At 70.7% G+C, this 24,898-nt stretch carries 23 protein-coding genes and 1 pseudogene; 10 read left to right on the top strand and 14 right to left on the bottom strand.

The window, feature by feature from the left end; all coding sequences use genetic code 11:
• The 5 genes and pseudogenes from E4O86_RS16090 to E4O86_RS16070 all read left to right on the top strand — a co-directional run.
• Nucleotides 1-566: pseudogene (locus E4O86_RS16090) on the top strand (DNA polymerase III subunit gamma/tau); the annotation flags it as partial.
• A 12-nt stretch (nucleotides 567-578) separates the two neighbouring features.
• The gene (locus E4O86_RS16085; protein WP_161141573.1) at nucleotides 579-902 is read left to right on the top strand and encodes a YbaB/EbfC family nucleoid-associated protein; all 324 of its coding nucleotides are present in this window, start codon (nucleotides 579-581) and stop codon (nucleotides 900-902) included.
• A 19-nt stretch (nucleotides 903-921) separates the two neighbouring features.
• On the top strand, nucleotides 922-1,527 hold the full coding sequence (gene recR, locus E4O86_RS16080; RefSeq protein ID WP_161141572.1) for a recombination mediator RecR: 606 nt from the start codon (nucleotides 922-924) through the stop codon (nucleotides 1,525-1,527).
• Nucleotides 1,528-1,586: 59 nt separating this feature from the next.
• Nucleotides 1,587-2,402: a phosphatase PAP2 family protein gene (locus tag E4O86_RS16075; protein ID WP_161141571.1), complete on the top strand. Its 816-nt coding sequence runs from the start codon at nucleotides 1,587-1,589 to the stop codon at nucleotides 2,400-2,402.
• Nucleotides 2,403-2,438: 36 nt separating this feature from the next.
• Nucleotides 2,439-3,662: an argininosuccinate synthase gene (locus tag E4O86_RS16070; protein WP_161141570.1), complete on the top strand. Its 1,224-nt coding sequence runs from the start codon at nucleotides 2,439-2,441 to the stop codon at nucleotides 3,660-3,662.
• A gap of 51 nt (nucleotides 3,663-3,713) precedes the next feature.
• On the opposite strand, the gene E4O86_RS16065 is transcribed toward E4O86_RS16070, so the two are convergent.
• Both E4O86_RS16065 and E4O86_RS16060 read right to left on the bottom strand, forming a co-directional pair.
• On the bottom strand, nucleotides 3,714-3,998 hold the full coding sequence (locus E4O86_RS16065) for a DUF2207 domain-containing protein (RefSeq protein WP_161141569.1): 285 nt from the start codon (nucleotides 3,996-3,998) through the stop codon (nucleotides 3,714-3,716).
• A gap of 172 nt (nucleotides 3,999-4,170) precedes the next feature.
• Nucleotides 4,171-4,875, bottom strand: a complete 705-nt coding sequence (locus tag E4O86_RS16060; RefSeq protein WP_161141568.1) for a Crp/Fnr family transcriptional regulator — start codon at nucleotides 4,873-4,875, stop codon at nucleotides 4,171-4,173.
• A 172-nt stretch (nucleotides 4,876-5,047) separates the two neighbouring features.
• Between E4O86_RS16060 and E4O86_RS16055 the strand changes: the two genes are divergently transcribed.
• Nucleotides 5,048-6,337: an NnrS family protein gene (locus E4O86_RS16055; protein ID WP_246206444.1), complete on the top strand. Its 1,290-nt coding sequence runs from the start codon at nucleotides 5,048-5,050 to the stop codon at nucleotides 6,335-6,337.
• A 54-nt stretch (nucleotides 6,338-6,391) separates the two neighbouring features.
• Complete coding sequence (locus E4O86_RS16050; RefSeq protein ID WP_161141567.1) at nucleotides 6,392-7,084, top strand: NnrU family protein; 693 nt, start codon at nucleotides 6,392-6,394, stop codon at nucleotides 7,082-7,084.
• Between the two features lie 227 nt (nucleotides 7,085-7,311).
• On the opposite strand, the gene E4O86_RS16045 is transcribed toward E4O86_RS16050, so the two are convergent.
• The 3 genes from E4O86_RS16045 to E4O86_RS16035 are packed head-to-tail and all read right to left on the bottom strand — an operon-like array spanning nucleotide 7,312 to nucleotide 8,926.
• The gene (locus tag E4O86_RS16045) at nucleotides 7,312-7,938 is read right to left on the bottom strand and encodes a PRC-barrel domain-containing protein (RefSeq protein WP_161141566.1); all 627 of its coding nucleotides are present in this window, start codon (nucleotides 7,936-7,938) and stop codon (nucleotides 7,312-7,314) included.
• The gene (locus E4O86_RS16040; RefSeq protein WP_161141565.1) at nucleotides 7,935-8,708 is read right to left on the bottom strand and encodes a DUF4396 domain-containing protein; all 774 of its coding nucleotides are present in this window, start codon (nucleotides 8,706-8,708) and stop codon (nucleotides 7,935-7,937) included. The genes E4O86_RS16045 and E4O86_RS16040 overlap by 4 nt, the downstream gene beginning before the upstream one ends.
• A gap of 47 nt (nucleotides 8,709-8,755) precedes the next feature.
• Entirely contained in the window at nucleotides 8,756-8,926 is a 171-nt protein-coding gene (locus tag E4O86_RS16035) for a hypothetical protein (RefSeq protein WP_161141564.1), read from the bottom strand.
• Between the two features lie 279 nt (nucleotides 8,927-9,205).
• Here E4O86_RS16035 and E4O86_RS16030 point away from each other — a divergent pair, with 279 nt between their 5' ends.
• The 3 genes from E4O86_RS16030 (at nucleotide 9,206) to E4O86_RS16020 (ending at nucleotide 14,596) form a co-directional block, all read left to right on the top strand.
• Nucleotides 9,206-10,387, top strand: a complete 1,182-nt coding sequence (locus E4O86_RS16030; protein WP_161141563.1) for an AI-2E family transporter — start codon at nucleotides 9,206-9,208, stop codon at nucleotides 10,385-10,387.
• Between the two features lie 166 nt (nucleotides 10,388-10,553).
• On the top strand, nucleotides 10,554-12,005 hold the full coding sequence (locus E4O86_RS16025) for a sensor histidine kinase (RefSeq protein ID WP_161141562.1): 1,452 nt from the start codon (nucleotides 10,554-10,556) through the stop codon (nucleotides 12,003-12,005).
• A 236-nt stretch (nucleotides 12,006-12,241) separates the two neighbouring features.
• Nucleotides 12,242-14,596: a xanthine dehydrogenase family protein molybdopterin-binding subunit gene (locus tag E4O86_RS16020; RefSeq protein ID WP_161141561.1), complete on the top strand. Its 2,355-nt coding sequence runs from the start codon at nucleotides 12,242-12,244 to the stop codon at nucleotides 14,594-14,596.
• Nucleotides 14,597-14,620: 24 nt separating this feature from the next.
• On the opposite strand, the gene E4O86_RS16015 is transcribed toward E4O86_RS16020, so the two are convergent.
• The 9 genes from E4O86_RS16015 to E4O86_RS15970 form a co-directional block, all read right to left on the bottom strand.
• Entirely contained in the window at nucleotides 14,621-14,968 is a 348-nt protein-coding gene (locus E4O86_RS16015) for a HigA family addiction module antitoxin (RefSeq protein WP_161141560.1), read from the bottom strand.
• A gap of 84 nt (nucleotides 14,969-15,052) precedes the next feature.
• Nucleotides 15,053-16,114, bottom strand: coding sequence for a 4-oxalomesaconate tautomerase (locus tag E4O86_RS16005; RefSeq protein WP_161141559.1), 1,062 nt, complete (start codon nucleotides 16,112-16,114; stop codon nucleotides 15,053-15,055).
• Complete coding sequence (locus E4O86_RS16000; RefSeq protein WP_161141558.1) at nucleotides 16,114-16,839, bottom strand: PIG-L deacetylase family protein; 726 nt, start codon at nucleotides 16,837-16,839, stop codon at nucleotides 16,114-16,116. Before E4O86_RS16000 ends, E4O86_RS16005 begins: the two co-directional genes overlap by 1 nt.
• Nucleotides 16,839-17,717 carry an amidohydrolase family protein gene (locus E4O86_RS15995; protein WP_161141557.1) on the bottom strand — a complete coding sequence of 293 codons (879 nt, stop codon included), beginning with the start codon at nucleotides 17,715-17,717 and terminating at the stop codon, nucleotides 16,839-16,841. Before E4O86_RS15995 ends, E4O86_RS16000 begins: the two co-directional genes overlap by 1 nt.
• Nucleotides 17,717-19,693, bottom strand: coding sequence for a TRAP transporter fused permease subunit (locus E4O86_RS15990; protein WP_161141556.1), 1,977 nt, complete (start codon nucleotides 19,691-19,693; stop codon nucleotides 17,717-17,719). The genes E4O86_RS15995 and E4O86_RS15990 overlap by 1 nt, the downstream gene beginning before the upstream one ends.
• Entirely contained in the window at nucleotides 19,690-20,631 is a 942-nt protein-coding gene (locus E4O86_RS15985; RefSeq protein ID WP_161141555.1) for a TAXI family TRAP transporter solute-binding subunit, read from the bottom strand. Before E4O86_RS15985 ends, E4O86_RS15990 begins: the two co-directional genes overlap by 4 nt.
• A gap of 73 nt (nucleotides 20,632-20,704) precedes the next feature.
• Entirely contained in the window at nucleotides 20,705-22,636 is a 1,932-nt protein-coding gene (locus E4O86_RS15980; RefSeq protein ID WP_161141554.1) for a TRAP transporter permease, read from the bottom strand.
• A 156-nt stretch (nucleotides 22,637-22,792) separates the two neighbouring features.
• A complete protein-coding gene (locus E4O86_RS15975; protein WP_161141553.1) occupies nucleotides 22,793-23,743 on the bottom strand; it encodes a TAXI family TRAP transporter solute-binding subunit in 951 nt (316 codons plus the stop codon).
• A 71-nt stretch (nucleotides 23,744-23,814) separates the two neighbouring features.
• Nucleotides 23,815-24,898, bottom strand: a 1,084-nt coding sequence (locus E4O86_RS15970; RefSeq protein WP_246206443.1) for a DODA-type extradiol aromatic ring-opening family dioxygenase, incomplete at its 5' end; no start/stop codon positions are given.

Below are 24,898 nucleotides of genomic sequence, written 5' to 3'. Positions count from 1 at the left end.
CGCTCGCGCAAGCGGCGCCGCGCCCGACGCTCGCCCGTCCCTCGGGCGGATCGGGCGCCGCCGCGCTCAGCCGGGTGGCCGAGCCGGATGCCGTCCCGAGCGCGCGTCTCGACCCTCCGCCCGAGGATGCCGCCGGCACCGGCTTCGCGCGCTTCGAGGACATCGTGGCGCGGGCGCAGGCCGAACGCGACCGCCTCCTCGTCTACGCGCTCGAGCGCCACGTGCGGCCGGTCAGGCTGGAGCCCGGCCGGCTGGAGATCGCGCTCACCGCGGACGCCGAGCGCGACCTGCCGCAGCGGCTCTCCTCGCTCCTCCGCGACTGGACCGGCACGCGCTGGGTGGTGATCGTCGGCCAGGACCCCGGCGTCGCGACCATCCACGAGGCGCGGATGCGCCGGGACACGGATCTCCGCGCGGAGGTGGAGCAGGACCCGCTGGTGATCGCCGCGCTCAGGCGGTTCCCCGGCGCGGAGATCGTGGCGGTGCGCGAGCGGCCGTCCGCCGCGCCCGACCTGCCGGCGCCGGGCCCCGAACCGGGCGAGGCGGACGACGCGGACGAGGATTGAGGAGGATTCCGGATGAAAGACATCATGGGCATGCTGAAGCAGGCCAAGGAGCTGCAGGAGAAGGTCGGCGCGCTCCAGGAGCAGATCGCCGAGATGGAGATCGCCGGCTCCGCGGGCGGCGGCCTCGTCACCGTCACCGTGGACGGCAAGGGCGTGCTGAAGGCGGTGAAGATCGATCCCTCCCTCGCCAGGGAGGACGAGGTCGAGGTGCTCGAGGACCTGATCGTCGCGGCGGCCGCGGACGCGCGCGCCAAGGCGGACCGCGCGGCGGAGGCGAAGATGGCGGAGCTCACCTCCGGCCTTTCGCTGCCGGCCGGCCTGAAGCTGCCGTTCTGAGGTCGTCCGCCGTCCGTCCATGAAGACCAGCACAATCGGGCCGGAGATCGAGCGGCTCATCCAGCTTCTCGCACGCCTGCCCGGGCTCGGGCCGCGTTCCGCCCGCCGCGCCGCGCTCCACCTGATGAAGCGGCGCGAGAGCCTGCTCGAGCCGCTCGCGCGCGCGACCGCCGAGGCGGCCGCCGCGGTGAAGGTCTGCTCCGTGTGCGGCAATGTCGACACGCGCGACCCCTGCTCCGTCTGCACCGATCCGCGCCGCGACCCGGCGACGCTGGTCGTCGTGGAGGATGTCGGCGACCTCTGGGCGCTCGAGCGCGCCGGCGCGACGCGCGGGCGCTATCACGTGCTCGGCGGCACGCTCTCGCCGCTCGACGGGATCGGCCCCGACGACCTCTCGATCGCGCCGCTCGTGGCGCGCGTGGCGGCAGGCGGCATCGACGAGGTGATCCTCGCCGTGAATGCCACGGTCGAAGGCCAGACGACGGCCCATTACATCACCGACCAGCTGGCCGGGACGGCGGCGCGCGTCACCCGCCTCGCCCATGGCGTCCCCGTCGGCGGCGAGCTCGACTATCTCGACGACGGCACGCTCGCCGCCGCCATGCGGAGCCGCACGCCGTTCTGAGCGGGGTGCCCGCCCCGGCACCTCTGGCCTCCGCCTGCTTCCGCCGCTAAGCACCCGCCATGACCGCCCGACGCCCGCACCGGCGCCTGCCGAGCCAAGCCGCCCGCGCCGCGGAGCGGATCCGGGCGCATCCGGTTCTGGCCGCGCTTCTCCTTCTCGTGCTGGTCGCCCTGCCGTTTCTGGTCGTCCCCGCCCTCGACCTCGCCGCCTCCCGCCTGTTCTACGCGGAAGGGACCGGCTTTCCCGGCGCGGCGCGCGGGCTGCAGGCGATCCGCGATCTCGGGAGGGCCGTGGAGATCGCGTTCGCGGCGATCCTCGCCTTGCCGCTCCTCGTGAAGCTCGCCTTCCCGGAAAGCCGGCTCCTCGTCCGCCCGCGCACCACCCTCTTCGTGCTCCTCACCTATGCGATCGGGCCGGGGCTGATCGTGAACGCGCTCTTCAAGGAGCACTGGGGGCGCGCCCGCCCGCGCGACATCGTGGAATTCGGCGGAACGCTCGAGTTCACCCGGGTCTGGCAGCTCGCCGCCAATTGTCCGACCAATTGCTCCTTCGCCTCGGGCGAGGCGGCGTCGGCCTTCTTCGTCGTGGCGGCCGCCTTCATCGTGCCGCGCGGCTGGCGCCGGGCGACGCTCGCCGCGGCCCTCCTCTTCGCCGCGATCGTCTCCTATGCCCGGCTCGCCATGGGCGGGCATTTCCTCTCCGACATCCTGGCGGCCTGGGCGATCGTGCTCGTCGTGATGGTCGTCCTTCGCGAGCTCGTCCTCGTCCGCCTCCCGCCCGCCTTCGACCGCCGCGCGGAGGACCGGGTCGCAGCCGCCGGCCGCGCGCTCCGGCGCGGCCTCGCCGCCTTGCGCACCCACTCGCCCCGACTATAGTGCCGGCCGACTTCCCGACCCTCGCGGATTGAGATCATGGCGCGTGACATCAAGAAGGTCGTGCTCGCCTATTCCGGCGGCCTCGACACCTCGATCATCCTGAAATGGCTGCAGATCACCTATCAGTGCGAGGTGGTGACCTTCACGGCCGATCTCGGCCAGGGCGAGGAGCTCGAGCCGGCGCGGCGCAAGGCTGAGCAGCTCGGCATCCGGGAGATCTATATCGAGGATCTCCGCGAGGAGTTCGTCCGCGACTTCGTCTTCCCGATGTTCCGCATGAACGCGCTCTACGAGGGCGTCTACCTGCTCGGCACCTCGATCGCGCGCCCGCTCATCGCCAAGCGGCTCGTCGAGATCGCCCACGAGACCGGCGCCGACGCGATCGCCCACGGCGCGACCGGCAAGGGCAACGACCAGGTGCGGTTCGAGCTCACCGCCTATGCCCTCGACCCGGACATCAAGGTGATCGCGCCCTGGCGCGAATGGGAATTCAAGTCCCGCACCGATCTCATCGATTTCGCCGAGAAGAACCAGATCCTCGTCTCCAAGGACAAGCGCGGCGAGGCGCCCTTCTCCGTCGACGCGAACCTCCTCCACTCCTCCTCGGAGGGGAAGGTGCTCGAGGACCCGGCGAAGGAGCCGCCGCCCTACGTCTTCATGCGCACCGTCTCGCCGGAGGAGGCGCCCGACCGGGCGACCACGATCGAGATCGGGTTCGAGAAGGGCGATCCCGTCTCGCTCGACGGCAAGCGGCTGAGCCCGGCGGCGCTGCTCACCGCCCTCAACGCGCTCGGCCGCGACAACGGGATCGGCCGCGTCGACCTCGTCGAGAACCGCTTCGTCGGCATGAAGAGCCGCGGCATCTACGAGACGCCGGGCGGCACCATCCTCCATCATGCGCACCGGGCGATCGAATCGATCACGCTCGACCGCGGCGCGGCGCATCTCAAGGACGAGCTGATGCCGCGCTACGCGGAGCTCGTCTATAACGGCTTCTGGTTCGCGCCCGAGCGCGAGATGATCCAGGCGATGGCGGACAGGAGCCAGGAGCGGGTCGACGGCACGGTCCGCCTCAAGCTCTACAAGGGCAATGTCACCGTGATCGGCCGCGAGAGCCCGGATTCGCTCTATAGCGACGCGCTCGTCACCTTCGAGGACGACCGGGGGGCCTACGACCAGCGGGACGCGGCGGGCTTCATCCGCCTCAACGCGCTGAGGCTCCGGACGCTCGCGATGCGCGAGCGGCTTGCGAGGAAGTAGCTCCCTGCGGGCCCGCTTCCGGGCGGCGCCGGAAGCGACCGGCGCCGCGGCTCAGATCGCCGCCTTCACGAACCAGCGCGGACCGCCGTTCAGCCGCCGCCAGGAGAACACGGCGGGGATGGCCATGATCACGATCCAGCCGAGCACGAAGAGGTTCGGCCCGAAGATCAGGAGCGGAGCAAGGCCGAGGACCAGCGGCAGCGCGATGCCGAAGGCGATTGTGCCGCCGCGCCCGTAGACGACGCCGTTCGCGCTCGTGAAGCCCTTCCGCGCCCCGCATCCGGGGCAGATGACGGCGTCCCGATGCAGTTCCGTCTTGCAGAACGGACAGTTCATGCCATTCTCCCCTGCCGGACCGGGAGCGCCTGCCGACGTCTTGTTCCTTTCCGATCCGGGCACCGACCGCGCCCGAAGATGAAGACGATTATCATCAAATCGGAGGCGCCTGATCAACCCCCGCGCGACGTGGTCCCGCGCCGCCGCGCGAGCGCTGCGGGCGTCGTCGCCGTCAGCCGGCGGCCTCGCTCCGCTCCGCCAGCACCTTGAGCCGGTCCGGCGCGCGGACGAAGATGCGCTGGCGGCCGCCCTCGACCAGCCCGCGATCCTCCCACGCGCTCAGGATGCGGCTCACGGTATGGAGCGTGGTGCCGGTCATCTCGGCGATGTCCTGCCGGCTCACCGGGAAGTCGACCAGGATCCCGTCGCGGGTCGGGCGCCCCGCCTGCTCTGCGAGCCGGAGCACCGTGTGGGCGACGCGGCGCTCGGCCTCCTCGGTCGCCATCTCGCGGATGCGGGTATGCGCTTCCTGCAGCCGCGCCCCGACATGCTGGAGCGTGTTGAGCGCGAGGCGGGGCTGGCGCGAGACGAGCGCGGGCCAGTGCTCCGACCGCCAGGAAAGCGTGAGGCTCTCCGCCGCCGCCCGCACGGTGCCGGGATAATCGGCGCGGCCGAGCGCGACGGCGACGCCATAGACCTCGCCCGGGCCGACGAAGCGGACGATGACCTGCTGGCCGTCGGGCGTCACCTGCACCACCTTGAGCCGGCCGTGCAGGAGGAGGAAGAAGCTGTCGGCCGGGTCGCCCTGCGCGAACACAACGTCGCCCTTCGCGAGCCGGCGCACCTCGACCGGCGCCAACACGGCGTCGAGGTCCTCGTCGTTCATCGCCGCGAAGAGGTCGAAGCCGCGGATCAGGCTGCGGTCGAGTTTCTGCATCGGGTCTCGCGCTCGCGTTCCGGGCGGTCCGTCCGGCGGCCCGCCGGAGATCACTAACCCGGAATTCGCCCGGCACATTGCGGCAGCGCAAAGAGCGGCGATCCGGCGGCCGATAGAGAAGCGGTCCGGCCGCGGCGCGACCGCAGCGCAGCCGCCACGATCGGAGCCCGACATGAGCATCGCCGAACCCGTTTCGATGCCGCCCGCCGCGCGCAGCGGAGACCGCTCTGTGCCGCGCGTCCGGGTCGCCGCCGGCGACCGGAGCATCGACCGGCGCGGACGCCGGCGGGCCGGTCCCGCCTTCCTGCGCGACGGATTCCGGCCCTTCTTCCTGCTCGGCGCGCTCTGGGCCGGCCTCGCCGTCCCGGCCTGGGTCTTCCTGTTCCTGACCGGGCGGGAGCCGGCCGGGCCGTTCCCCGGCCTTGCCTGGCACGTCCACGAGATGCTGTTCGGCTATCTCGCCGCCGTCATCGCCGGCTTCGTGCTCACCGCGATCCCGAACTGGACCGGCCGGCTGCCGCTCAGCGGCCCGCCGCTCGCCGCCCTCGTCGCGCTCTGGGCGGCCGGACGCGCCGCCGTTCTCCTCGTTCCCCAGCCGCTTTCGGCGCTCGCGGTCGATCTCGCCTTCCCGCTCGTCCTCGCCGCTTCCGTCTGGCGCGAGATCCTGGCCGGCAGGAACTTCCGGAACCTGCCGGTCGCGATCCTCGTCAGCCTGTTCGGCGCGGCCAATCCGCTGCACCATCTCGGCGAGCTGATCCCCTGGCTCGCAGGCTACGGCGAGCGCGCCGCGCTCGCGACCGCCGCCATGCTGATCGCGCTGGTCGGCGGCCGGATCGTGCCGAGCTTCACGCGCAACTGGCTCGTGCGCCGGGGCGCCGAGCGCCTTCCCGCGGGCTTCGAGATCCTGGACAGGCTCGCGCTCGTCTCCGCCGCCATCGCGCTCGCGGCCTGGATCGCGGCGCCGGAGGCCCGCACGACCGGCCTCCTCCTCGTCCTTGCCGGCATGCTGCACCTCGTGCGGATCGCCCGCTGGCGGGGCCTTGCGACGTGGCGGTCGGGTATCGTCCTGGTCCTGCATCTCGGCGCGCTCTGGCTCGGCATCGCCTTCGTCCTGCTCGGGCTTTCCGCCGTCTTCCCCTCCGAGGTGCCCGCAGGCGCCGCGCTCCACGCCCTCACCGCCGGCGCGATCGCGACCATGACGCTCGCGGTGATGACGCGCGCCACGCTCGGGCATACCGGCCGCCCGATCGAGACCGGGTCGACGACCCTGGCGATCTACGTGCTCGTGACGCTCGGCGCCTGCCTGCGCGTCGCCGCGCCCTTTGCGGGCGCGTGGTATCCCCAGCTCCTCGGCGCCGGCGCCGCCGCCTGGAGCGCCTCGTTCCTTCTCTTCGCGATCGGCTACGGTCCGCTTCTGCTGCGTCCGCGGGCGGGCGAGGCGCAGAAGGCGGCGCGCGCCTGACCCGCGACCCGAAAGCGCTTTCCGCGGCCGGCCGGCCGTGGTGACGTGCGGATCATGACGGCCTTCCTCCTTGCGCTCGCGATCTTCCTTCTCGCCCACGTCGTTCCGGCGGCGACGGGGCTGCGCGCTTTCCTCGTCGCGCGGCTCGGCCGGCCGCTCTATGTCGCGCTCTATGCGACGCTTTCGGTGGCGCTCCTCGCCTGGGTGATCGCGGCCGCCGCCCGCGCCCCCTATGTCGAGCTCTGGCCCCCTTCGCCCGCCACCGCCGCCGTGCCGATCCTCGTGATGCCGCTCGCCGCCGCACTCCTCGGCGCCGCGATCCTGGAACCCAATCCGCTCTCCGTCGGCTTCCGCGGGTCGCGCGATGCGGGCCGGATCCGCGGCGTGGTGGCGGTCACGCGCCATCCGGTGCTCTGGGCGTTCCTGCTCTGGGCCGCCGCCCATCTCGTTGCCAACGGCGACCTCGTCTCGGTCGTGCTCTTCGGCGGCTTCGCGGCCTTCGCCTGGCGGGGCATGGCGGTCGCGGATCGCCGCGCGCAGGCAAAGCTCGGCGAGCGCGCCTGGACGGAGGCCGCGCGGAACACCTCGGTCGTCCCGTTCGCGGGCGTGATCGCCGGCCGCGCCGCGAGCCTCCGCTCGCTCCCGAGCGGCATCGGCGCGCTGCTCGGCCTCGCCTTCTATGCGCTCCTTCTTGCAGGGCTGCACCAGGCCCTCTTCGGCGTCGATCCGCTCGCCTGGTGGCGCTGAGCGCGGGCCCGCTTCCGGGCGGCCCGGCAGAAAAGCCGCCCGGTCGCGATCGAGGTCGCCGGCGGCGTCACGCCGGAAGCCGCGCGCCCCGCCTCGCGGCAGCCGGCGCCGACGTGCTCGCGGCGGGGTCGGCCGTCCTCAAGGGCGGCACGCCTTCCGGCTAAGCCGCGAACCTCGCCGCATCCGCGACGCCTGCCGCTGACGCGCCTGCGCCGCGGCTGCGCCGGTCAGCTCGCCGGGCCGCCGCCCACAACGACGACATAGCGCTCGCCGAGCAGCACGGCCTCGGCCGGAACGGTCCAGGTCTCTTCCCCGAAGCCGAGCATCCCGCCGGAGCCGACCATGAGGGCAAGGCCGCCGTCGCCGCCCGCGACCCCGCTCACCTCGCCGAGCCCCTTGCCGTCCGCCGAAAGCACCGTGCGGCCGGCCATTTCGCGCAGCTCCGGCGCGGTCGGGGGGCTCGGATCCTGCGCCGTGCGGTCGAGCCGCTCGCGGCCGAGGCTCGAGGCGGCGGCGAGGAGCGTGTCCGCCGCGGCTTCGGGACGGCCGTTCTGGAGGAGGTGTCTGGCCTCGCGGACGCTCTCGTCCGCGCCGCGGAAGGCATCCCGCGCCTGTCCGCGGACGCCCCAGGCATGGGTCGCGAAATAGCCGAGATGGCGGGCTTCGTTCAGCGCCTCGGTGGCGGCGAACCGGTCGTTCGCATGCAGCGCCTCGCCGGCGCGATCGAGGAGCCCGGCGAGCCCGCGCTGAACCGCGGCGACCTTGTCCGCCACGCCGCCGGGTCCGGCCGGCTGGGCGCCGGCGGGCTGCGCCAGGAGGGCCGCCAGAAGAAGGGCGGATGCTGGATATCTCATGCGTGCGCCTCCCGCATGCCGTGCCGCTTCTCCTCCATCATCTTCAGCATGTGGTCGCGGCCCTGGCCATGCTTCCAGCCGATCCGGACCAGAACCCAGTTCATCGGCAGCGTGAACACGAAGCCGACGAGAAGCCCCAATGCGCCGAAGGTCCAGAAGGCGTAGGTGTCCGGCATCGGCTGCTCGCCGACGACGGCCGGCGTGACGAACCGCATGACGAGCCCCATGCCGAGCATCACCGTGATCATCGAGAAGAATTCGGCGCGGCCGCCCATCCAGATCGACATCAGCCAGCCGTTTCCGTGCAGCCGCATCGCCCAGGTCTGAAAGATGAACCAGCCGAACAGATAGCCGACCAGATACTCGAACCAGAACTCCTGCCAGAAGGTGAAGCCCATCAGGCGCGCACCCACCATCGCCGTCATGATGCCGAGCCCGTCGCCGCCGACGCAGTGGGTCGCCGCCGCGACGGTCTTGCGCCATTCGGGCTGCGAGAATTCGGTGAAGCGCTCGAGCGCCGCCTTGCCCTCGTAGCGCCCGATATCGGCAGGCCGGGAGGCGATCCAGTAGAGCGCGATGCCGATCACCGAGAAGAAGAGGACGATGATCGGCCAAACCGCCTTGAGCGGCGGGTTGAGCGGCGTGTTCACGGCGAGGCCGTCATAGGCCACCCAGATCGCGCCGAGAAGGCCGAGCGCATACCAGCCGATCGCGAACCAGGGCTCGGCCATGAAGGGCAAGGTGTCGGCGACGAAGCGCAGGAAATCCATCTCGTTTCAGCCGTAGCTCTGCGCAGCCGCGGGACCGGCCGCTCGCTTCAGGAAATCGGCGCACGCCCGACCTGTCGGAGCGTATCGAGAAAGGCGGCCATGTCGCGCGCCTGATCGTCGCTAATGCCCATGTCGGGCATCGCGTTCCCCGGGACGATCGCCTGCGGACCCGGGTCAAGCGCGCCATGCTGTCCGGTGTTCCGCAGGACGTCGGCCACCTGGGGCGGCCGCCCCATCCTCGGGCGGCGGTCCGACGAGCCCGTCCGCGCCATCAATCTTCGGACCATCAATCTTCGGACCATCAATCCTCGGAATCGTGTGGCAAGACGCGCATCCGAAAGGCACGATCAGCCCCGCGCCGCGAGCCTCCGCTCGCTCCCGAGCGCGCTGAGCGCGGCCCGCCGCGGCACGAGGCGGCGGGAGCGCCCGCGGCAGCGGCGGGACCCTTAACGCTCTGAGCCGCTTCATGGAACACGAATGCTCTGCCGAGCATTCCCATGGCCACCGGCCAGGACGGGCGCAGCGTGAACGAACTTATCAGCCAAGCCCAGCCCGCGCCGCAGGAAGAGCACGAGCAGGTCGAGGTCGTCGCCGAGACCCCCCACGCGGCCCCGCGCTGGGCGACGATCGGGATCTTCTTCATCCTGCTCGCCGGCCTCTTCTACCTGGCGAAGGGCTTCGTGCTGCCCGTCGCGCTCGCCTTCCTGTTCGCGCTCGTGCTCAGCCCGATCGTGCGCTTCCTTGCCCGCCGCGGCATTCCGCCCTTCCTGTCGGCGGCGCTCCTCGTCGGGGCGGGCGTGATCGGGATCGGTTTCGGGGCCTACATGCTGTCGGGCCCCGTCGGCGACTGGATGGGGCAGGCGCCCTATATCGGCTACCGGCTCGAGGACAAGCTCAGGACGCTGCGCGAGCCGGTTCAGCAGATCGAGCAGGCCTCGGAGCAGGTCGACAAGCTTACCAAGGCCCGCGACCCCGATCCGAACGCCGACGTGCAGGAGGTCGTCATCAGGCAGCCGGGGCTCGCCTCCGCCGCGGCCGAGGGCTTCGTCGATGTGGTCGCCAAGGGCATCTTCGCGATCGTGCTCCTGCTCTTCCTGCTCGCTTCCGGCGATCTCTTCTACCTGAAGCTCGTGCGCACCATGCCGTCGCTCACGGACAAGAAGCGGGCGATGCGGATCGCGCACGACATCGAGCGCGAGCTCTCGCGCTATCTTCTCACCATCTCCGCCATCAATTCCGGGCTCGGCGTGGCGGTCGGCACCTGCCTCTGGCTCGTGAACATGCCGAACCCGGCGCTGTGGGGCGCGCTCGCGACGATCGCGAACTTCATTCCCTATGTCGGATCGCTGACCGGCGTCTCGATCGTCGCCGTGGCCGCGCTCCTGCACTTCCCGACGCTCGAGCCGGCGCTCTATCCGCCGGCCCTCTATCTCCTCTGCACCGCGATCGAGGGCCAGTTCCTCACGCCGATGATCGTCGGCCGGCGGCTGGAGATGAACGCCGTGGCGATCTTCCTGGCCGTCGCGTTCTGGGGCTGGCTCTGGGGCGTCGTCGGCATGCTCATCGCCGTCCCGCTGATGGTCGGGATCAAGATCTTCTGCAGCCACATCGAAGGCCTCCAATCGTTAGCCGATTTCCTGTCGGTGGAGCCGCGAAAGATCGAGGAAGAGGAGGACTGAGAGGCCGCGCAGGACCGCGCCTGGCACGGGGCGGCCGGACGCGCATGATCCGCGCCGGGCATGCCGCTTGACCACACCGGCTAAGTAGCTGCATCACAGGAATCGGGGTCGGGGTGCGTGGATGCCGCTTGGTTCATTGCTGCCGTGGATTCGGGAGCTCCGCGGCTTGGAGGCGCCCGACAGCGAGGCTGGACTCGGGTCCGAGACCCTGCTCGCCATGCTCGACGTCCTGCCGATCGCGATCTCGGTGACCGTCGGGCCCGAGCACCGCTTCGTCTACGCCAACCGCTATTATCGCGAGAGGACCCTCGGCGGCGGCGGCGACCCGGTCGGCCGCACCGTCGCCGATCTCTCCGCGATGGGCGTGGTGGCCGGCGACGCGCCGGAACGCGACATCGTGCTCCGGACCTCCGAGCCGGCCTTCGCCCGCGAGGTCATGTTGGAGGCGCCGACAACCGCGGACAGGCGCTATTTCGACGTCGCGCACATCCCGCTCTTCGAGGACGGCGCCGCGGCCGGCGGCGTCGTGACGCTCGGCATCGACGTCACCGAGAAGGTGCTCGCACGGCGCGAGACGGAGCTGCGGGCGCTCGAGGCGAGCTTCCGGACGGCCGAGGCCGAGGTGGAGAGACGGCGGCTCTCGCTCGCGATCGAGGCGACCGGCATCGGCATCTGGGAATGGGAGATCCAGACCAACAGGAAGATCTGGTCGGAGCGGCAGTGCGAGATCTTCGGCGTACCGCCCGGGGAGACCCCGACCTACGATATCTGGGTCGACCGGCTGCATCCCGACGACCGCGCCGCCGTGCTCGACAGGATCCGCGCCACCTTGGACCCTTCGAGCGGCGGCGCGCTCGCGATCGAGCACCGGGTCCGGCGCCCGGACGGTTCCGTCCGCTGGATCCAGGGCAGCGGCCAGATGCTCTACGACGAGGCCGGCATCAAGCCGGTCCGCATGATCGGGACCGTCCTCGACGTGACGGAGCGCAAGGAGACGAACGAGGCGCTCCGCGCCGCGCTCGCCGCGAAGGAGATCCTCCTGCGCGAGGTGAACCACCGGGTGAAGAACAGCCTGCAGCTGGTCTCCTCGATGCTCGCGCTGCAGGGCATGGGCCTCTCCGACCCGGCGCAGCGGAAGATCTTCCAGGAGGCCCAGTCGCGCATCCAGATCGTGGCGGCCGTGCACGAGCGCCTGTACAGCACGGTCGATACCACGACCGTCGAGCTCGGCGCCTATCTCCGCGAGCTGTGCAGCGACATCGAGCGGGCGAACGCCCGCGCCGGGATCCGGATCGAGCTCGCGGCGGACCCGGTCCGCATCGGCATGGACCGGGCCGTCCCGATCGCGCTCGTTCTGAACGAGCTCGTCACCAATGCGCTGAAATACGCCTATCCGAGCGGCGAGGGCGTGGTCCGCGTCGTCCTCGCGAAGGATGGCGCGAAGGCCGTGACGATCAGCGTCGAGGACAGCGGGATCGGCCTGCCCGGGGATTTCGAGAGCAGACGGCTCAGCTCGCTCGGGTTCCGGATCGTCGAGGGCCTGAGCCGCCAGCTGGGCGGCTCGGTCGCCTATGAGCGGCTCCGGCAGGGCACCCGCTTCACCGTCCGGCTCGATTGAGCCCATGCCGGCCCGGAGCGGGCCGGTCCGGCCCGAATTTGGCGGCCGGCTCGCTTTGCCACGCGTCGGTCGGCCGCTATAGGTGTTCCCCGGCCTGGCGGACTTCGTCCCTCCGGGCGACCACGACATTCCTCGTCGGGTCGGGAATGCTGCCCCACGCGTTTCGCAACGAGCGCGCGGCCGGCGGCATGGCCCGATCCGGCCCCGCCGTCACTTCATCGGATGCCGAGGACAGCATGGATCTAGAAGACGAGAGCGACCTGCCTGCGCCGACGGAATCGGACAGCCGGACCCCGCATCAGGGGCGCCAGGGCCGGAGCCAGCGCGCCGACGAGCGCTTCGTCCGGGGCCGGGGACGCTACACCGACGACGTCAACCTGCCCGGCCAGCTGCATGCCGCGTTCATGCGCGCGCCCTTCGCACACGGCGTGCTGAAGGCGGTCGACGTCGAGGCGGCCCGCGAAATGGAGGGCGTGGTCGCCGTCTACACGGCGCAGGACCTCGAAGGCTCGGGCTTCGGCGGCCTGTTCTCGCATGTGCCGCCGCCGGGCGCGACCTATCACAATCCCGAACGGCCGCTCCTCGCGCGCGACCGGGTGCGCCATCTCGGCGAGGCGGTCGCGATGGTGGTGGCGCGCACCCGCGACGCCGCGGCCGACGCGGTCGACCAGATCGCGCTCGATTTCGACACGCTTCCGGCGGTCGCCGACCCGACGACGGCGATCGGGCGGGACGCCGCGCAGATCTGGCCCGACGCTCCCGGCAATGTCAGCTTCGAATGGCGGACCGGCGACGAGGCGGCGGTCGCGGAGGCGATGGAAAGGGCTCACCGCGTTGTCCATCTGCGGCTCGTGAACACCCGTCTCGTCGGCAACCCGCTCGAGCCGCGGAGCGCGATCGGAGCCTTCGACGCCGCGACCGGCCGCTACACCCTCCATAGCGGCTCGCAGGGCGCCCCGGCGCTTCGCGACGCGATCTGCCAGGACATCCTGAAGGCGCCGGGCGACCGGCTGCGGGTCGTCACCGGGGATGTCGGCGGCGGCTTCGGCCTGAAGACACCGCCCTACCCGGAATACGGCATGCTGCTCTTCGCGGCGCGCGAGACCGGCGCCCCGGTGAAGTGGACCGCCACGCGCAGCGAGACCTTCCTCACCGACACGCATGGCCGCGACAGCGTCATGGAAGGCTGGCTCGCGCTCGACGCCGACGGGAAGTTCCTCGCGCTCAGGACCGAGATCGTGGGCGCGCTCGGCGCCTATGTGAGCTCGGCCGGCGCCGTCGTGAACACCCGCAACTACGCGGCCGGCCTCGCCGGCCCCTATCTCACCCCGGCGATCGCCGTCCGGTCCGTGAACGTCTTCACCAACACGGTCCCGACCGGCCCCTATCGCGGCGCCGGCCGGCCCGAGGCCTCCTACCTGCTCGAGCGGCTGGTCGACGAGGGCGCGCGTGCGCTCGGCATCGACCCGGTCGAGCTCAGGAGGCGGAACCTCGTGCCGCCGGAGCGGATGCCCTACCGCATGCCGCTCGGGAACCTCTACGACAGCGGCGATTTCCCCGCGCTCCTGGCCAAGGGGATCGAGACCTCGGACTGGGAGGGGTTCGAGGCCAGGCGCGCCGACGCCGAGGCGCGCGGCATGATCCGGGGCCGCGGCCTCGCCCTCTTCCTGGAGATCGCGGGCGGCCTCCTGAACGAGGCGGCGGAGATCCGCTTCGCTTCGGACGGGATGGTCGAGATCCGGACGGCGGCGCAATCGACCGGCCAGAGCCACGATCGCAGCCTCTCCGCGCTCGCCGCCCGCATCCTGCAGATCCCGGCCGAGCGGATCGTCGTCGTCGAAGGCGATTCGGACGCGACGCCGGGCGGCGCTGCGAGCGTCGGCTCGCGCACGGCGATGATGACGGGGGCCGCCGTCTCGGCCGCCGCCGAGACCGTGCTGCAGCGCGGCCGGACGCTTGCCGCGGAGGAGCTCGAAGTGGCGGAGGCCGATCTCGAGTTCGTCGACGGCGCCTTCACGGTCGCCGGGACCGACCTCCGGCTGCCGCTCCTCGATCTCGCGGCACGGCTGCGGGTTCGGGGCGGCGAGGCGACGCTCGACGCGCTCGAGAAGGTCTCCGCCGATGCCGCCACGTTCCCGAGCGGCTGCCATGTCGCCGAGGTCGAGATCGACCCGGAGACCGGCCATCTCGACATCGTCTCCTATGCCGCGGTGGAGGACGTCGGCACCGTCCTCAACGAGGCCGCGGTCGAGGGCCAGGTGATGGGCGGCGCCACCCAGGGGCTCGGACAGACCTTCCTCGAGCATTGCGTCTACGATACCGAGGGCCAGCTGATCACGGGCTCGTTCACCGACTACGCGATGCCGCGCGCGGCGGAGGTTCCCTCGTTCCGGCTCGCCTTCTCGCCGACCCGGAGCCCCTCCACGCCGCTCGGCGCCAAGGGTGCCGGCGAGGCGGGCACGACCGGTGCGCTGCCGGCGATCATGAACGCCGTCGCCGATGCGCTCGCCTCCGTCGGCGCAGCACCCGTCGACATGCCGGCCAAGGCGGAGATCCTCCTGCAGCGGCTGCGCGACGCCGGCGCCGCCTGAGCATGGCGGCCGGCGCTCCGGCCGCTATGCCGCCTGTTCCAGCGCGCGGATCGCTTCGAGCTCCTCCTTCGTCGCCGCCGCGGCAACGGCGAGATCGTGGCTCGCCTGCATGTTCATCCAGAACTGCGGCGTCGTCCCGAAGAAGCGGGCGAGGCGGAGAGCCGTGTCCGCCGTGACCGATGTTCGGCCGGCGGCGAGGCGCTCGATCCGCGTCCGCGGGACACGAAGGCGCTTCGCGAGCGCATAGGGCGTCAGCCGCAGCGGAACCAGATAGTCCTCGCGCAGGATCTCGCCCGGATGGATCGCCGGACCAAAGCCGGCAGAGGCGCTCCCCGGCTCAGTGATAGTCGACGATCTCGACGTTTTCGGCATGGCCTTCAACCCATCGGAAGCAGATGCGGAACTGATCGTTGATCCGGATCGCGTGTTGCCCGGCACGGTCGCCCCTCGCCCAGGTCAGCCATAGGCCGTGCCGTCGAAGAGCTTGCGGGCAGTCCGGAGAATCGCCGCGCGCTCCACGCCGCCGGCTTCGTCGAGATCGACGACCACCGTCATCTCGCCGGTCGGATGCTCGACGGAGAGCGACTTCCGCCGGCCCTCGGGGATGACGGCGAGGCCGGCTGCCGGGCTCTCCGGCAGCAGGCAGGCGGTCGCGACGCTGACGGCGCCGAGCACGCCGATGGTCGAATGGCAGCGGTGCGGGATGAAGGTGCGGGTGGCGATCGCGCCGCCTGCCTTGGGCGCCGAGACCATCGTCATCTTCGGGACCGACTTCTCCTTCACGTCGCCGAGATTCATGAGCGGGCCGGCGGCGAGCCGGATCGCCTCGAGCTTCGCGCGGAGCGCGGCATCCGCCTCGAGCGCCTTCGGCGCCTCGTCGCCGGCGATGCCGAGATCCGCGGCGCGCATGACGACGCAGGGCATGCCGTTGTCGATCATCGTGACCGCGATCCCCTCGACCACGTCCACCGCGTTCCCCGTGGGCAGCAGCGCGCCGCAGGACGACCCGGCCGTGTCCTTGAAGGCGATCGGGACCGGCGCGGCGCCGCCGGGCACGCCGTCGATCCTCGCCTCGCCGTCATAGCGCGGCGCGCCGCCGGGCGTCTCGACGGTCGCGACCGCCACCTGCCCGGTGTTTTCCATGAAGATCGCGACGTCGGTCGTCTCGCCGGCCGCCGGGACGAGGCCCCGCTCGATCGCGAAGGGACCGACGCCGGCGAGGATGTTGCCGCAGTTCTGCGCATCGGTGACGATCGGCTGGTCGACGAAGACCTGCAGGAAGAGGTAGTCGACGTCGACGCCCGGGCGAGCCGACTTCCTCACCACCGCGACCTTCGAGGTGAGCGGATCGGCTCCGCCCATCCCGTCGATCTGGCGCGGATCGGGCGAGCCCATGATGCGCAGGAGCAGCCGGTCCCGTTCCGCCGTCTCCGGCGGCAGGTCTTCGGCGAGGAAATAGCCGCCCTTCGAGGTGCCGCCCCGCATCCACATGCAGGGCGTGCCGCGCGCGCCGCTCATCAGAGTTCGTCCACCGTGCGCGGGAAGACCGACTGGAACCCTTCCGCGTATTTCGCCGGCCGGCCGCCCGATTGTCCGCCGGAATTGCGCATGAAGTGGTTGGCGCGGTTCTGCGCGACCCGGGTGTAGAACTCCCAGAGGTGCTCCTGCCCTTCCATGCACTCGATCGCGGCGCGCTTGCGATCCCAGACCGACGTGATGTCGAGGAAGACGTCGGGCTTCCAGCCCATCTGCTCGGTCTGGTGCGGCTCGAACAGGTAGAGCTGCGGCGCGCCGAGCACCTTCTCGCCCGGCTTGTGGCCCCAGGCCTGCGCGATCATGCGGCACTCGAGCGCCACCTCGGTCGCGTACATGTGGTCCGTGTTGTAGGGGTCGTACTGCGAATGGCTCATCATGAAGGCCGGCTGCACGGCGCGGATGACGTCGACGAGGCGGTCCTTGTCCTCGTCGGTGAGGCGGAGCGGATAATCGCCGAGATCGAAGCAGACGAGGTCGCGGACGCCGAGCTTCTCCGCCGCCTTCTCCGCTTCGGCGCGGCGGGCGGCCTTCACCCGCTCGAGCGTCATTCCGGGCTCCTTCCAGAGCTTCGCGCTCTCGCCCCGCTCGCCGAATGAGAGGCAGACGACGGTCACGTCGTATCCCTTCGCGGCGTGCAGCGCGATCGCGCCTCCGCAGCGCCAGACGAAATCGGCGGCATGCGCGCTGATGACGAGTGCTGTCGGCATTAGGATCTCTTCCCTTCGGTCCAATAGAGTCTGGTCGGGTTGTCGACGAGAAGGCGCTGCATGAGGTCGTCCGTCGGCGCCATCAGCGGCACGAGATCGACGAGGTCGCCGTCGTCGGCCATGTGCCTGAGGTTCGGATGCGGCCAGTCGGTGCCCCAGAGCACGCGGTCCGGGAAGCGCTCGACGAGCGTCCGCCCGAACGGGACCGCGTCGCGGTAGGGCGGACCGGCGCGCGAGATGCGCTCCGAGCCGCACACCTTCACCCAGAACTTCTCGTCCTCGAGGAGTTCGAGCAGCAGCCGGAAGGCCGGCTGGTCGAGCCCCGCCCCGGCATCGACGCGGCCCATGTGGTCGATCACCATGGTGACCGGGATCTCCTTCAGGATCGGGGCGAGCCCTTCAAGCCGCGCCGCGTCGAAATGGATGACGGCATGCCAGCCGAACGGCGCGATCTTCTCGACGATCTCGTGGACGGCGTCGAGATCCGCCGCCTCGCCGAGATGCGCGACGAAATTGAACCGGACGCCGCGCATGCCTCCCTCGTCGAGCGCGCGGATCGCGTCCGTGCCGATGGTCCGCTCCACCATCGCGATCCCGCGATAATTGCCGTTGCCGGCGGCGATGGCGTCGAGCGCGGCGGAATTGTCGGTGCCGTGGCAGCTCGCCTGGACGATCACCGAACGGCTGATCCCGAGATGCCGGTGCAGCGCGAAGAGCCTCTCCTTGGGCGCATCGACCGGCGTGTAGGTGCGGCCTTCGGCAAAGGGAAAGCGGGCCGCCGGCCCGAACACGTGGCAATGCGCGTCGCATGCCCCCGGCGGCAGCGTCGCCGCCGGCTTCCTGGGATTGGGGTGGAAGGGCTGGTAGGCGTCGGGCATCAGGCCACCTTCTTCTTGGGATTGCGGGACATGCGGTTCGGGCGGTTCCGCTCCCGGCCGGAGCCGAGCGCGCGTCCGACGACGATGCCGAGGAGCACGAGGCCGGCCGCGCGGGGAAGAACGTTCGCGAGCACCGGGGCGGCGACCGGCACCGGCGCGAGCACCAGGAGCGCCGCGACGAAGATGAGGATCCGCTCGGACGCGGCGAGCGGCCGCCCGCACCAGCCGGCGAAGGCGACGCTGATGGCCGCGACGCCGGTCGCGGCGAAGAGGATCGAAAGCCCGATCTCGAGCCCCGACCCGATCATCAGCAGGCCCGGCATGGTGACGAAGAGGAACGGCACCAGGAGCTTCGCGAAGCCGAGCCGGACGGCCTCGACGGCGGTCCTGTTGGCGTCCGCGCCGGAAATGCTGGCGGCGGCATAGGCCGCGAGCGCGACCGGCGGCGTGATCGCGGAGACGAGCCCGTAATAGAAGATGAACATGTGGGCGACGATGGCCGGCAGGCCCATCCGGACGAGGGCCGGCGCGACGAGCACGGCGAGGAGCAGATAGGCGGCCGAGGTGGGCAGCCCCATGCCGAGCACGAAGGAGGCGAGCGCGGTCAGGAGCAGCGTCAGCCAGAGGTTCTGGCCGCCGAGTTCGAGGATCAGGCCGGAGAGCATGAGCCCCATGCCGGTGAGGTTGAGCACCCCGATCACGACGCCCGCCGCGGCCACGGCCGCCACGATCGGGAGCACGGACACCATCGTCTCGCAGCAGACCTCGACGAGCCCGGTCGGGCCGAGCCGGGTGCTTCTGCGCCAGGGCATGATGAGGAGCCCGAAGACCAGGCAGAGCACGGCCGCCCGCGTCGGCGTGTAGCCGAGCACCAGGAGCACGATGAGGCCGATGAGCGGCAGCAGCAGGTAGCCGCGCTTCACGAGCGCGTCGCGGAGCAGGCCGAAGCCGCCGCCTTCGTCGCGCGCCAGATCGAGCCGCCCCGCCTCGAGCCGGACGGCGACGATGAGGGCGAGCACGTAGAGGAGGCCGGGCGCCAGCGCGGCGACGGCGATCTGGCCGTAGGGAACGCCGAGGATCTCCGCCATCAGGAACGCGGCGGCGCCCATGATCGGCGGCAGGATCTGGCCGGCCGAGGAGGCGGCGGCCTCGATCGCGCCGGCGAGGACGGCCGAATAGCCGACGCGCTTCATGAGCGGGATCGTGAAGGTGCCGGTCGTGACCACATTGGCGACCGCGCTGCCGTTGATCGTGCCGAGAAGCGTGCTCGAGACGGCCGCGGAGAGCCCGGGACCGCCCTGCACCCGGCCCGTCAGGCCGCGCGCGATGTCGACGAAGACCTCGCCCGTGCCGATGCGCATGAGGAAGGTGCCGAGCAGGGCGAAGAGGAAGATGTATTCGACCGCGACGCCCATCGGCAGGCCGTAGACGCCCTCGGTGCTCAGCATCAGCGTCGAGGTGAGGCGGGCGAGGTCGTAGCCGCCATGGCCGTATTTGCCCGGGATCGCGTCGCCGAACCAGGCATAGGCGAGCGCGACGAGGACGAGGAGAACGAGGGGCCACCCGACGATCAGGCGCACGAGCACCAGCACGACGAGGAGAAGCCCGACGAAGATCAGCCGGTCGAACGGTCCGGACATGCCGCCGCTCATGACGAGATCGAAATAGATGTGCTGCAGGTAGGGGCCGGGCACCAGCGCGACGGCCGCGAGGACATAGAAGAGCGCCCGCAGCGCCGGCGAGCGGAAGCGCCGCGCGACCCACAGCAGGCCCGCCGCCGCGACCCCCGAGAAGAAGAGCGAGCGCAGCACGAGCGCCGTGATCGTGCCGAAATAGGCGCCGTAGATCACGAGCCCCGTGGTTGCCGCGGCGAGGAGCGTGAAGGCGAGGGAGAGGACGAGCGCCTCTCCCCCCTTGGCCGCGCTGTCGGCCAGCCGGAGACGGTCCGGCACGGCGAAGCGCGGCACCCGGATCACTTCGCGCCCGCCTCGTCGAAGTAGCGCTTCGCGCCCGGGTGGAGATCGATCGGGGTCCGCGTCGCGGTCTCGCGCGTGATCGCCTTGGCCTGGGGATGGACCTCCCCGAGTTCCGGCAGGTGCGAGAAGATCGTCTTGGTGATCTGGTAGATCAGGTCGTCGGGGGCGTCCGCCTTCGTGAAGATCGTCGCCGGATCGTTGATGACCGTCACCGGCTCGTCCTGGCCGCTATAGGTGCCGGCCGCGATCTCGTAGGCCTGGTAGAAGGGGTAGTTCTTCAGGAGCGGCGCGATCTGGTCCGGATCGATGGAGACGAGGCGCATCTTCCGCTGGGCGGCGAGGTCGATCAGCGCGGCGGTCGGGGCCCCGGCGAGCACGACGGTCGCGTCGATCGTGCCGTTCATCAGCGCGTTTGTCCCTTCCGTGTAGGAGAGGAACTGCGCGTTCGAGGCGTCGAAGACGTCGTAGGCGGCGAGGAGACGCTGCGCCAGGACGGCCGAATTGCTGCCCGGCGGACCGAGATTGATGCGCTTGCCGGCGAGGTCCTTCATCGTCTCGATGCCGGAATCGGCGGTCGTCGCGATCTGCAGCACGGCGGGATAGAGATAGGCCATGGCGGCGACGGGCAGCTTCTCCTTGAAAGCGCCCTCGCCGTTCTTCGCCTCGAAGAGCGTCGAGGAGGACGAGAAGCCGAAGGTCATCTGGTCGGCCGCGACCCGGCGGATGTTCTCCACCGAGGCGCCGGTCACCTCCGCCCGGGCGGTCGCGCCCTCCATGTACTTGTTCAGGATGTCGGCCATGCCGGCGCCGATCACGTAGAACAGGCCGCCGGTGCCCCCGGTGCCGATCGCGATCCGCTCGGCGGCGCCCGCGGCGGCCGGGGCGATGGCGACCGCAAGGGCGAGGCCCGCGGCACAGATCGAATTGAGCAGTCTCATCCTTCATCCTCCCTCAGGTCTTGCCGGCCGGCCTTGCCGACCCCGGCGCGGCGGACGGTCCGGCCTTTGCGGTTCACTTGGCGCCCGCCCCGGCCTGCGCCGGGCGCTCCCCGCGCCCTCCCGCATATTCGCGCGCGAGGAGCAGGAAGCCGAGGCCGACCCCGATCACGTCCGTCCAGACGGCGCCCGGAAACATCGTGGACGGAATGAGGCTCAGGATCCCCGCCGCGATGAAGAGTGCGCGGAGCGCGGGGCCGAGGGACCGGAACAGGAAGCCGGCCATGCCGATCGAGACGAGCCAGACGCCAATGACGGCGGTCGTGACCGCGCTCACCACGTCCTGGGTCGGGCCGATCAGGAGCAGGCTCGGCGAGAACACGAAGAGGACCGGGATGATGAAGGCGGTCCAGCCGAATTTCACCGCGGCGAAGCCGGTCCGCATCGCGTCGGCGCCGGCGATCGCGGCGGCCGCGAAGGCCGCCACCGCCACCGGCGGCGTGATCATGGACATCATGCCGAAATACATGACGTAGAGATGGGCCGCGACCTGGTTGACGCCGACCTCGACCATGGCCGGCGCGACCAGCGCCGCCAGGAGCACGTAGACGCCGAGCGTCGGCAGCCCCATGCCGAGGATGATGCTGACCACCGCCGAGAGGAAGAGCAGCAGGAAGAGGTTGCCGCCGCCGATCTGGACCAGCGCGTAGGTCAGGTTGAAGCTCAGCCCGGTGACGGCGAGAATGCCGATCACGATGCCGGCGGAGGCCGAGATCAGCACGATCTCGACCACGCCGAATCCGGTCTGGACGAAGGCGTTGCCGATCTGCCGGAGGCTCGGGCGCCGGCCCTGATAACCGAGCACGAGGCCGGTCGCCACGATCGCGAGGCAGGCGAGATAGGCGGCCCGCTCCGGCAGCCAGTTGTAGGAGAAGAGGAGCGCGATCAGCACCGCGAAGCCGAGCGGGAAGTGCCACCCGGTCAGGACCGAGCGCGCCGGCGGGATCTCGGAGGCGGGGACGGGCGCGATCCCCATGCGGCCGGCCTCGAGGTCGGCCTGGATGAACAAAGCGAGATAATAGAGGAGCGCCGGCACCAGCGCGGCGAGCGCCACGCTGGCATAGGACATCTGCAGGAACTCGGCCATCAGGAAGGCGGCGGCGCCCATGACGGGGGGCAGCAGCTGCCCGCCGGTCGAGGCGACCGCCTCGACCGCGCCCGCCTTGTGGGCCGGAAAGCCGTCGCGCTTGATCATCGGGATCGTGATGACGCCGGTCGCCACCACGTTCGCGACCGCGCTGCCGGAAATCGAGCCGAACAGGGCCGAGGCGACGACGGCGATCTTCACCGACCCGCCGCGGAACCGGCCCATGCCGAGGAGCGCGGTGTCGGTGAAGAATTTCGAGCCGCCGGTCGCGGTGAGGAGGTTGCCGAACAGGATGAAGGCGATCACCACGGTGGCGGCGATCGCAAGCGGCGTGCCGAGGATCCCGTTCGAATCGAAGGCGAGATAGGAGGCGAGCTTCTCCACGCTCTGGGCGCGGCCGGCGAGCCGGCCCGGCACGTAGTTTCCGAACAGGCCGTAGGCGACGAAGACGAGGACGATGAGGACGAGCGCCCAGCCCGTCGCCCGCCGCGTCGCCTCGAGGAGGAGCACGAGCAGGATCGCCCCCGGAATGAAGACCTCCGGCGGGCGCATCAGGATGAGGTTCACGAGGTCCGGATAGGACACCCCCATGTAGATGCCGACCGCGAGCGCCAGGGCCGCGGCGACGGCATCGTACCAGGGCACGCGGCTCCGCTTGGCGCGGCGATCGGCCGGAAGCGTCAGGAACGCGACCGCGAGCGAGAGCCCGAGGATGATCGCGATATATTGCTCGGCATAGAAGGCGAGGCCCAGCATGCGCGGCACGGTGAGCGACCACGCCGCCGAAAGAAGGACGAGCACGACCGCGAGGAAGCCGGCAACGCGGCCTGACAGGACCCTCTGCGAACTTTCCACGGGCATCACGTCGCCTCAGCTGCCGTTGCGATCATCAGGGAGCGGGGCCGGGCCGATCCATCGTGGGCCCGGTCCGCGGACAAGCGGACAAGCGGGCAAGCGGGCCGCCTGCAAAGCGGGCCCGCCATCCGCTCGCCCAAGCCCGAAGGGGAGGCGCGCGCCTCACTCCTTCCAGAGGCCCTGCTCCTTGTAGTACTTGATGGCACCGGGATGATAGGAGAGCGGCGCAAGATCGGCGACCATCTCCTTCTGCTCGAACTCTTTGAAGTTCACGAACACCTCGGCCATCCCCTTCTTGTTGTCGTGAAGGACCTTCGTCATCTCGTAGACGAGGTCCTCCGGGGTCTGGTCGGAGGCGAAGATCAGCGCCGGATAGGTGAGCACGTTGGTCGGGCCGTCGATGCCCGGCGCGCCCGGCCCCGGCTCCTGCTGGTAGAGATAGGCGGCCGGGAAGAATTCGCGCATGGCCTTCACATTCTCCGGCGTGTCCGCGATGGTGACGCCGCGGATGCCGCCGACCGAGGCCTCGACCTCGCGCACCTTGCTCGAGCCGACGGCGAAGATGAAGGCGTCCACCTCGCCCGCCATGAAGGCTTCCGCCCCGGCGACGACGGTCGGCACGGGGACGGCCTCGATGTCGTCGAGCGTCAGGCCGCCGGTCGCGAGCACGCCGAGCAGCACCTGCTGCAGCGTCTTCTGCGCGGTGTAGCCGGCCGCGACGCGCCTGCCCTTCAGGTCCGCGACCGACTTGATGTCGCTGTCCTTGCGCACCCACAATCCGTTCTTCAGCGGGAACAGAACCGAGACCGCCTTCAGGTGCTCGTTGGGCCGGCCCTTGAAATAGCTCTCGCCGAGGACGCCCTCCCGCACCTCCTGGAGATTGCCGAGCCCGAACTCGACATCGCCGGCATTCACCACCGGGATGTACTGGGTCGGCGAGGTCATCGGCTGGATGGTGACCTTCATGCCGGCCTCGTTGGCGACCTTGGCGATCGCGGTGCCGGCATTGTGGTAGAGCGAGCCCGGATTGCCGACGGCGATGCCGACGGTCTGGGCCTGGGCGAGCCCGGCGGTAAGCGCCGCCGCGAAGGCGGCCCCGATCAGCTTCAGCATTCCAATTCCTCCCTCTTTTCGGTTGTCGGACCGCCCGTCGGGCGGGCCGCCCGCTTCGTCGTGCGGTGTGGTCAGCGCCAGACCGCGAAGCCCATGCCGCAGCCGGTGCCGGCCGGCGAGCGGTAGCAGGGGATGTATTCCTGCCAGGCGGTGTCGAGATGCTCGCACGCGCCGGCGACCGTGATCCAGTTGCGCACCTCGGAGGTCCCCGAATTGAGCCGCGCCGGGTCGATCGTGGAGAGCGCCTCGCCGTCCTTCGTCCGGCAGGCGTCGAGCACCATGCGGTCGAGTTCCTCGTCGACGGCGAAATGGCTGAGGCCGCCCGATCCGAGGATGCCGACGCGGGCGTCGCCCTCGAAGCTTTGCACCGCCTTCGCGATCGCGCGGCCGAGCTCGTAGCAGCGCCGGGGCCGCGGCTGGTTGGGCGGGAAGTAGGTGTTGAGCGCGACCGGGACGATCGGCACCACCTTCTCCGTCATCAGGCGTTGGTGGACATAGCCGAAGGCGTGGCCCTCGCCGTGCGGCTTGGCGAGGCGCGTCGCCTGCGCGATGTCGAAGGCGTCGTCCATGAGCGTGTCGATCAGGTGGGCGGCGAGCTCGTGCGCGACCGGATATTCGATCGAATCGCCCTTCACGTGGTACTGCGAGCGGGCGTGCCGCCAGAATTCCGGCGCGTCCTCGCCCATCATCAGCGGATTGTTCACGATCGTCCTGCCGCGATAGACCAGGATCGCCGGCATGTTGTCGTCGCCGTACTGCTCGTTCTGGTCGTCGCCGATGATGATCAAAGCGTCGAGCTCGGCGTCGCGGATGTCGCGGTCGAGCCGCTCGATATTGGCCGTGCAGGCGGCCGTCCGCTCCTCCAGCACCTCGTGCCTGATCTGATCCCGGATGGCGGGATCGGCGCGCTCCAGGAGCTCGCCATAGGTCACGGCGCGGCCGTTCCTGTCGAGGAGCTTGCGCCCGGAAGCGTCGATCTCGGCGTGCTTCGGATAGTCTTCTGCCGGACTGTTGAGGAGCGGGCTGTGCGATGCGCCGACTCCGAGCACGATCTGGGCCATGGTTCCGATGTCCTCCTGGTAGTGCGTGGATGCTATTGGCCGGCGGCGCCCGCCGCGCCGTCCGCCGCGCCGGCCGGCGCGGCAGCCTGCCGCG

The sequence above is a fragment of the Propylenella binzhouense genome (assembly GCF_009866965.1).
GTDB classification, from domain to species: Bacteria; Pseudomonadota; Alphaproteobacteria; order Rhizobiales; family Afifellaceae; genus Propylenella; species Propylenella binzhouense.
Note: the sequence above shows the minus strand (reverse complement) of the source record. Positions and strands in the feature narration are given on the sequence as shown.

Excerpts from the sequence above, each read along its gene's own strand:
- E4O86_RS16085 (WP_161141573.1), top strand. The coding sequence starts at position 579 with ATGAAAGACATCATGGGCATGCTGAAGCAGGCCAAGGAGCTGCAGGAG.
- recR (WP_161141572.1), top strand. The coding sequence starts at position 922 with ATGAAGACCAGCACAATCGGGCCGGAGATCGAGCGGCTCATCCAGCTT.
- E4O86_RS16075 (WP_161141571.1), top strand. The coding sequence starts at position 1,587 with ATGACCGCCCGACGCCCGCACCGGCGCCTGCCGAGCCAAGCCGCCCGC.
- E4O86_RS16070 (WP_161141570.1), top strand. The coding sequence starts at position 2,439 with ATGGCGCGTGACATCAAGAAGGTCGTGCTCGCCTATTCCGGCGGCCTC.
- E4O86_RS16065 (WP_161141569.1), bottom strand. The coding sequence starts at position 3,998 with ATGAACTGTCCGTTCTGCAAGACGGAACTGCATCGGGACGCCGTCATC.
- E4O86_RS16060 (WP_161141568.1), bottom strand. The coding sequence starts at position 4,875 with ATGCAGAAACTCGACCGCAGCCTGATCCGCGGCTTCGACCTCTTCGCG.
- E4O86_RS16055 (WP_246206444.1), top strand. The coding sequence starts at position 5,048 with ATGAGCATCGCCGAACCCGTTTCGATGCCGCCCGCCGCGCGCAGCGGA.
- E4O86_RS16050 (WP_161141567.1), top strand. The coding sequence starts at position 6,392 with ATGACGGCCTTCCTCCTTGCGCTCGCGATCTTCCTTCTCGCCCACGTC.
- E4O86_RS16045 (WP_161141566.1), bottom strand. The coding sequence starts at position 7,938 with ATGAGATATCCAGCATCCGCCCTTCTTCTGGCGGCCCTCCTGGCGCAG.
- E4O86_RS16040 (WP_161141565.1), bottom strand. The coding sequence starts at position 8,708 with ATGGATTTCCTGCGCTTCGTCGCCGACACCTTGCCCTTCATGGCCGAG.
- E4O86_RS16030 (WP_161141563.1), top strand. The coding sequence starts at position 9,206 with ATGGCCACCGGCCAGGACGGGCGCAGCGTGAACGAACTTATCAGCCAA.
- E4O86_RS16020 (WP_161141561.1), top strand. The coding sequence starts at position 12,242 with ATGGATCTAGAAGACGAGAGCGACCTGCCTGCGCCGACGGAATCGGAC.
- E4O86_RS16015 (WP_161141560.1), bottom strand. The coding sequence starts at position 14,968 with ATGCCGAAAACGTCGAGATCGTCGACTATCACTGAGCCGGGGAGCGCC.
- E4O86_RS16005 (WP_161141559.1), bottom strand. The coding sequence starts at position 16,114 with ATGAGCGGCGCGCGCGGCACGCCCTGCATGTGGATGCGGGGCGGCACC.
- E4O86_RS16000 (WP_161141558.1), bottom strand. The coding sequence starts at position 16,839 with ATGCCGACAGCACTCGTCATCAGCGCGCATGCCGCCGATTTCGTCTGG.
- E4O86_RS15995 (WP_161141557.1), bottom strand. The coding sequence starts at position 17,717 with ATGCCCGACGCCTACCAGCCCTTCCACCCCAATCCCAGGAAGCCGGCG.
- E4O86_RS15985 (WP_161141555.1), bottom strand. The coding sequence starts at position 20,631 with ATGAGACTGCTCAATTCGATCTGTGCCGCGGGCCTCGCCCTTGCGGTC.
- E4O86_RS15980 (WP_161141554.1), bottom strand. The coding sequence starts at position 22,636 with ATGCCCGTGGAAAGTTCGCAGAGGGTCCTGTCAGGCCGCGTTGCCGGC.
- E4O86_RS15975 (WP_161141553.1), bottom strand. The coding sequence starts at position 23,743 with ATGCTGAAGCTGATCGGGGCCGCCTTCGCGGCGGCGCTTACCGCCGGG.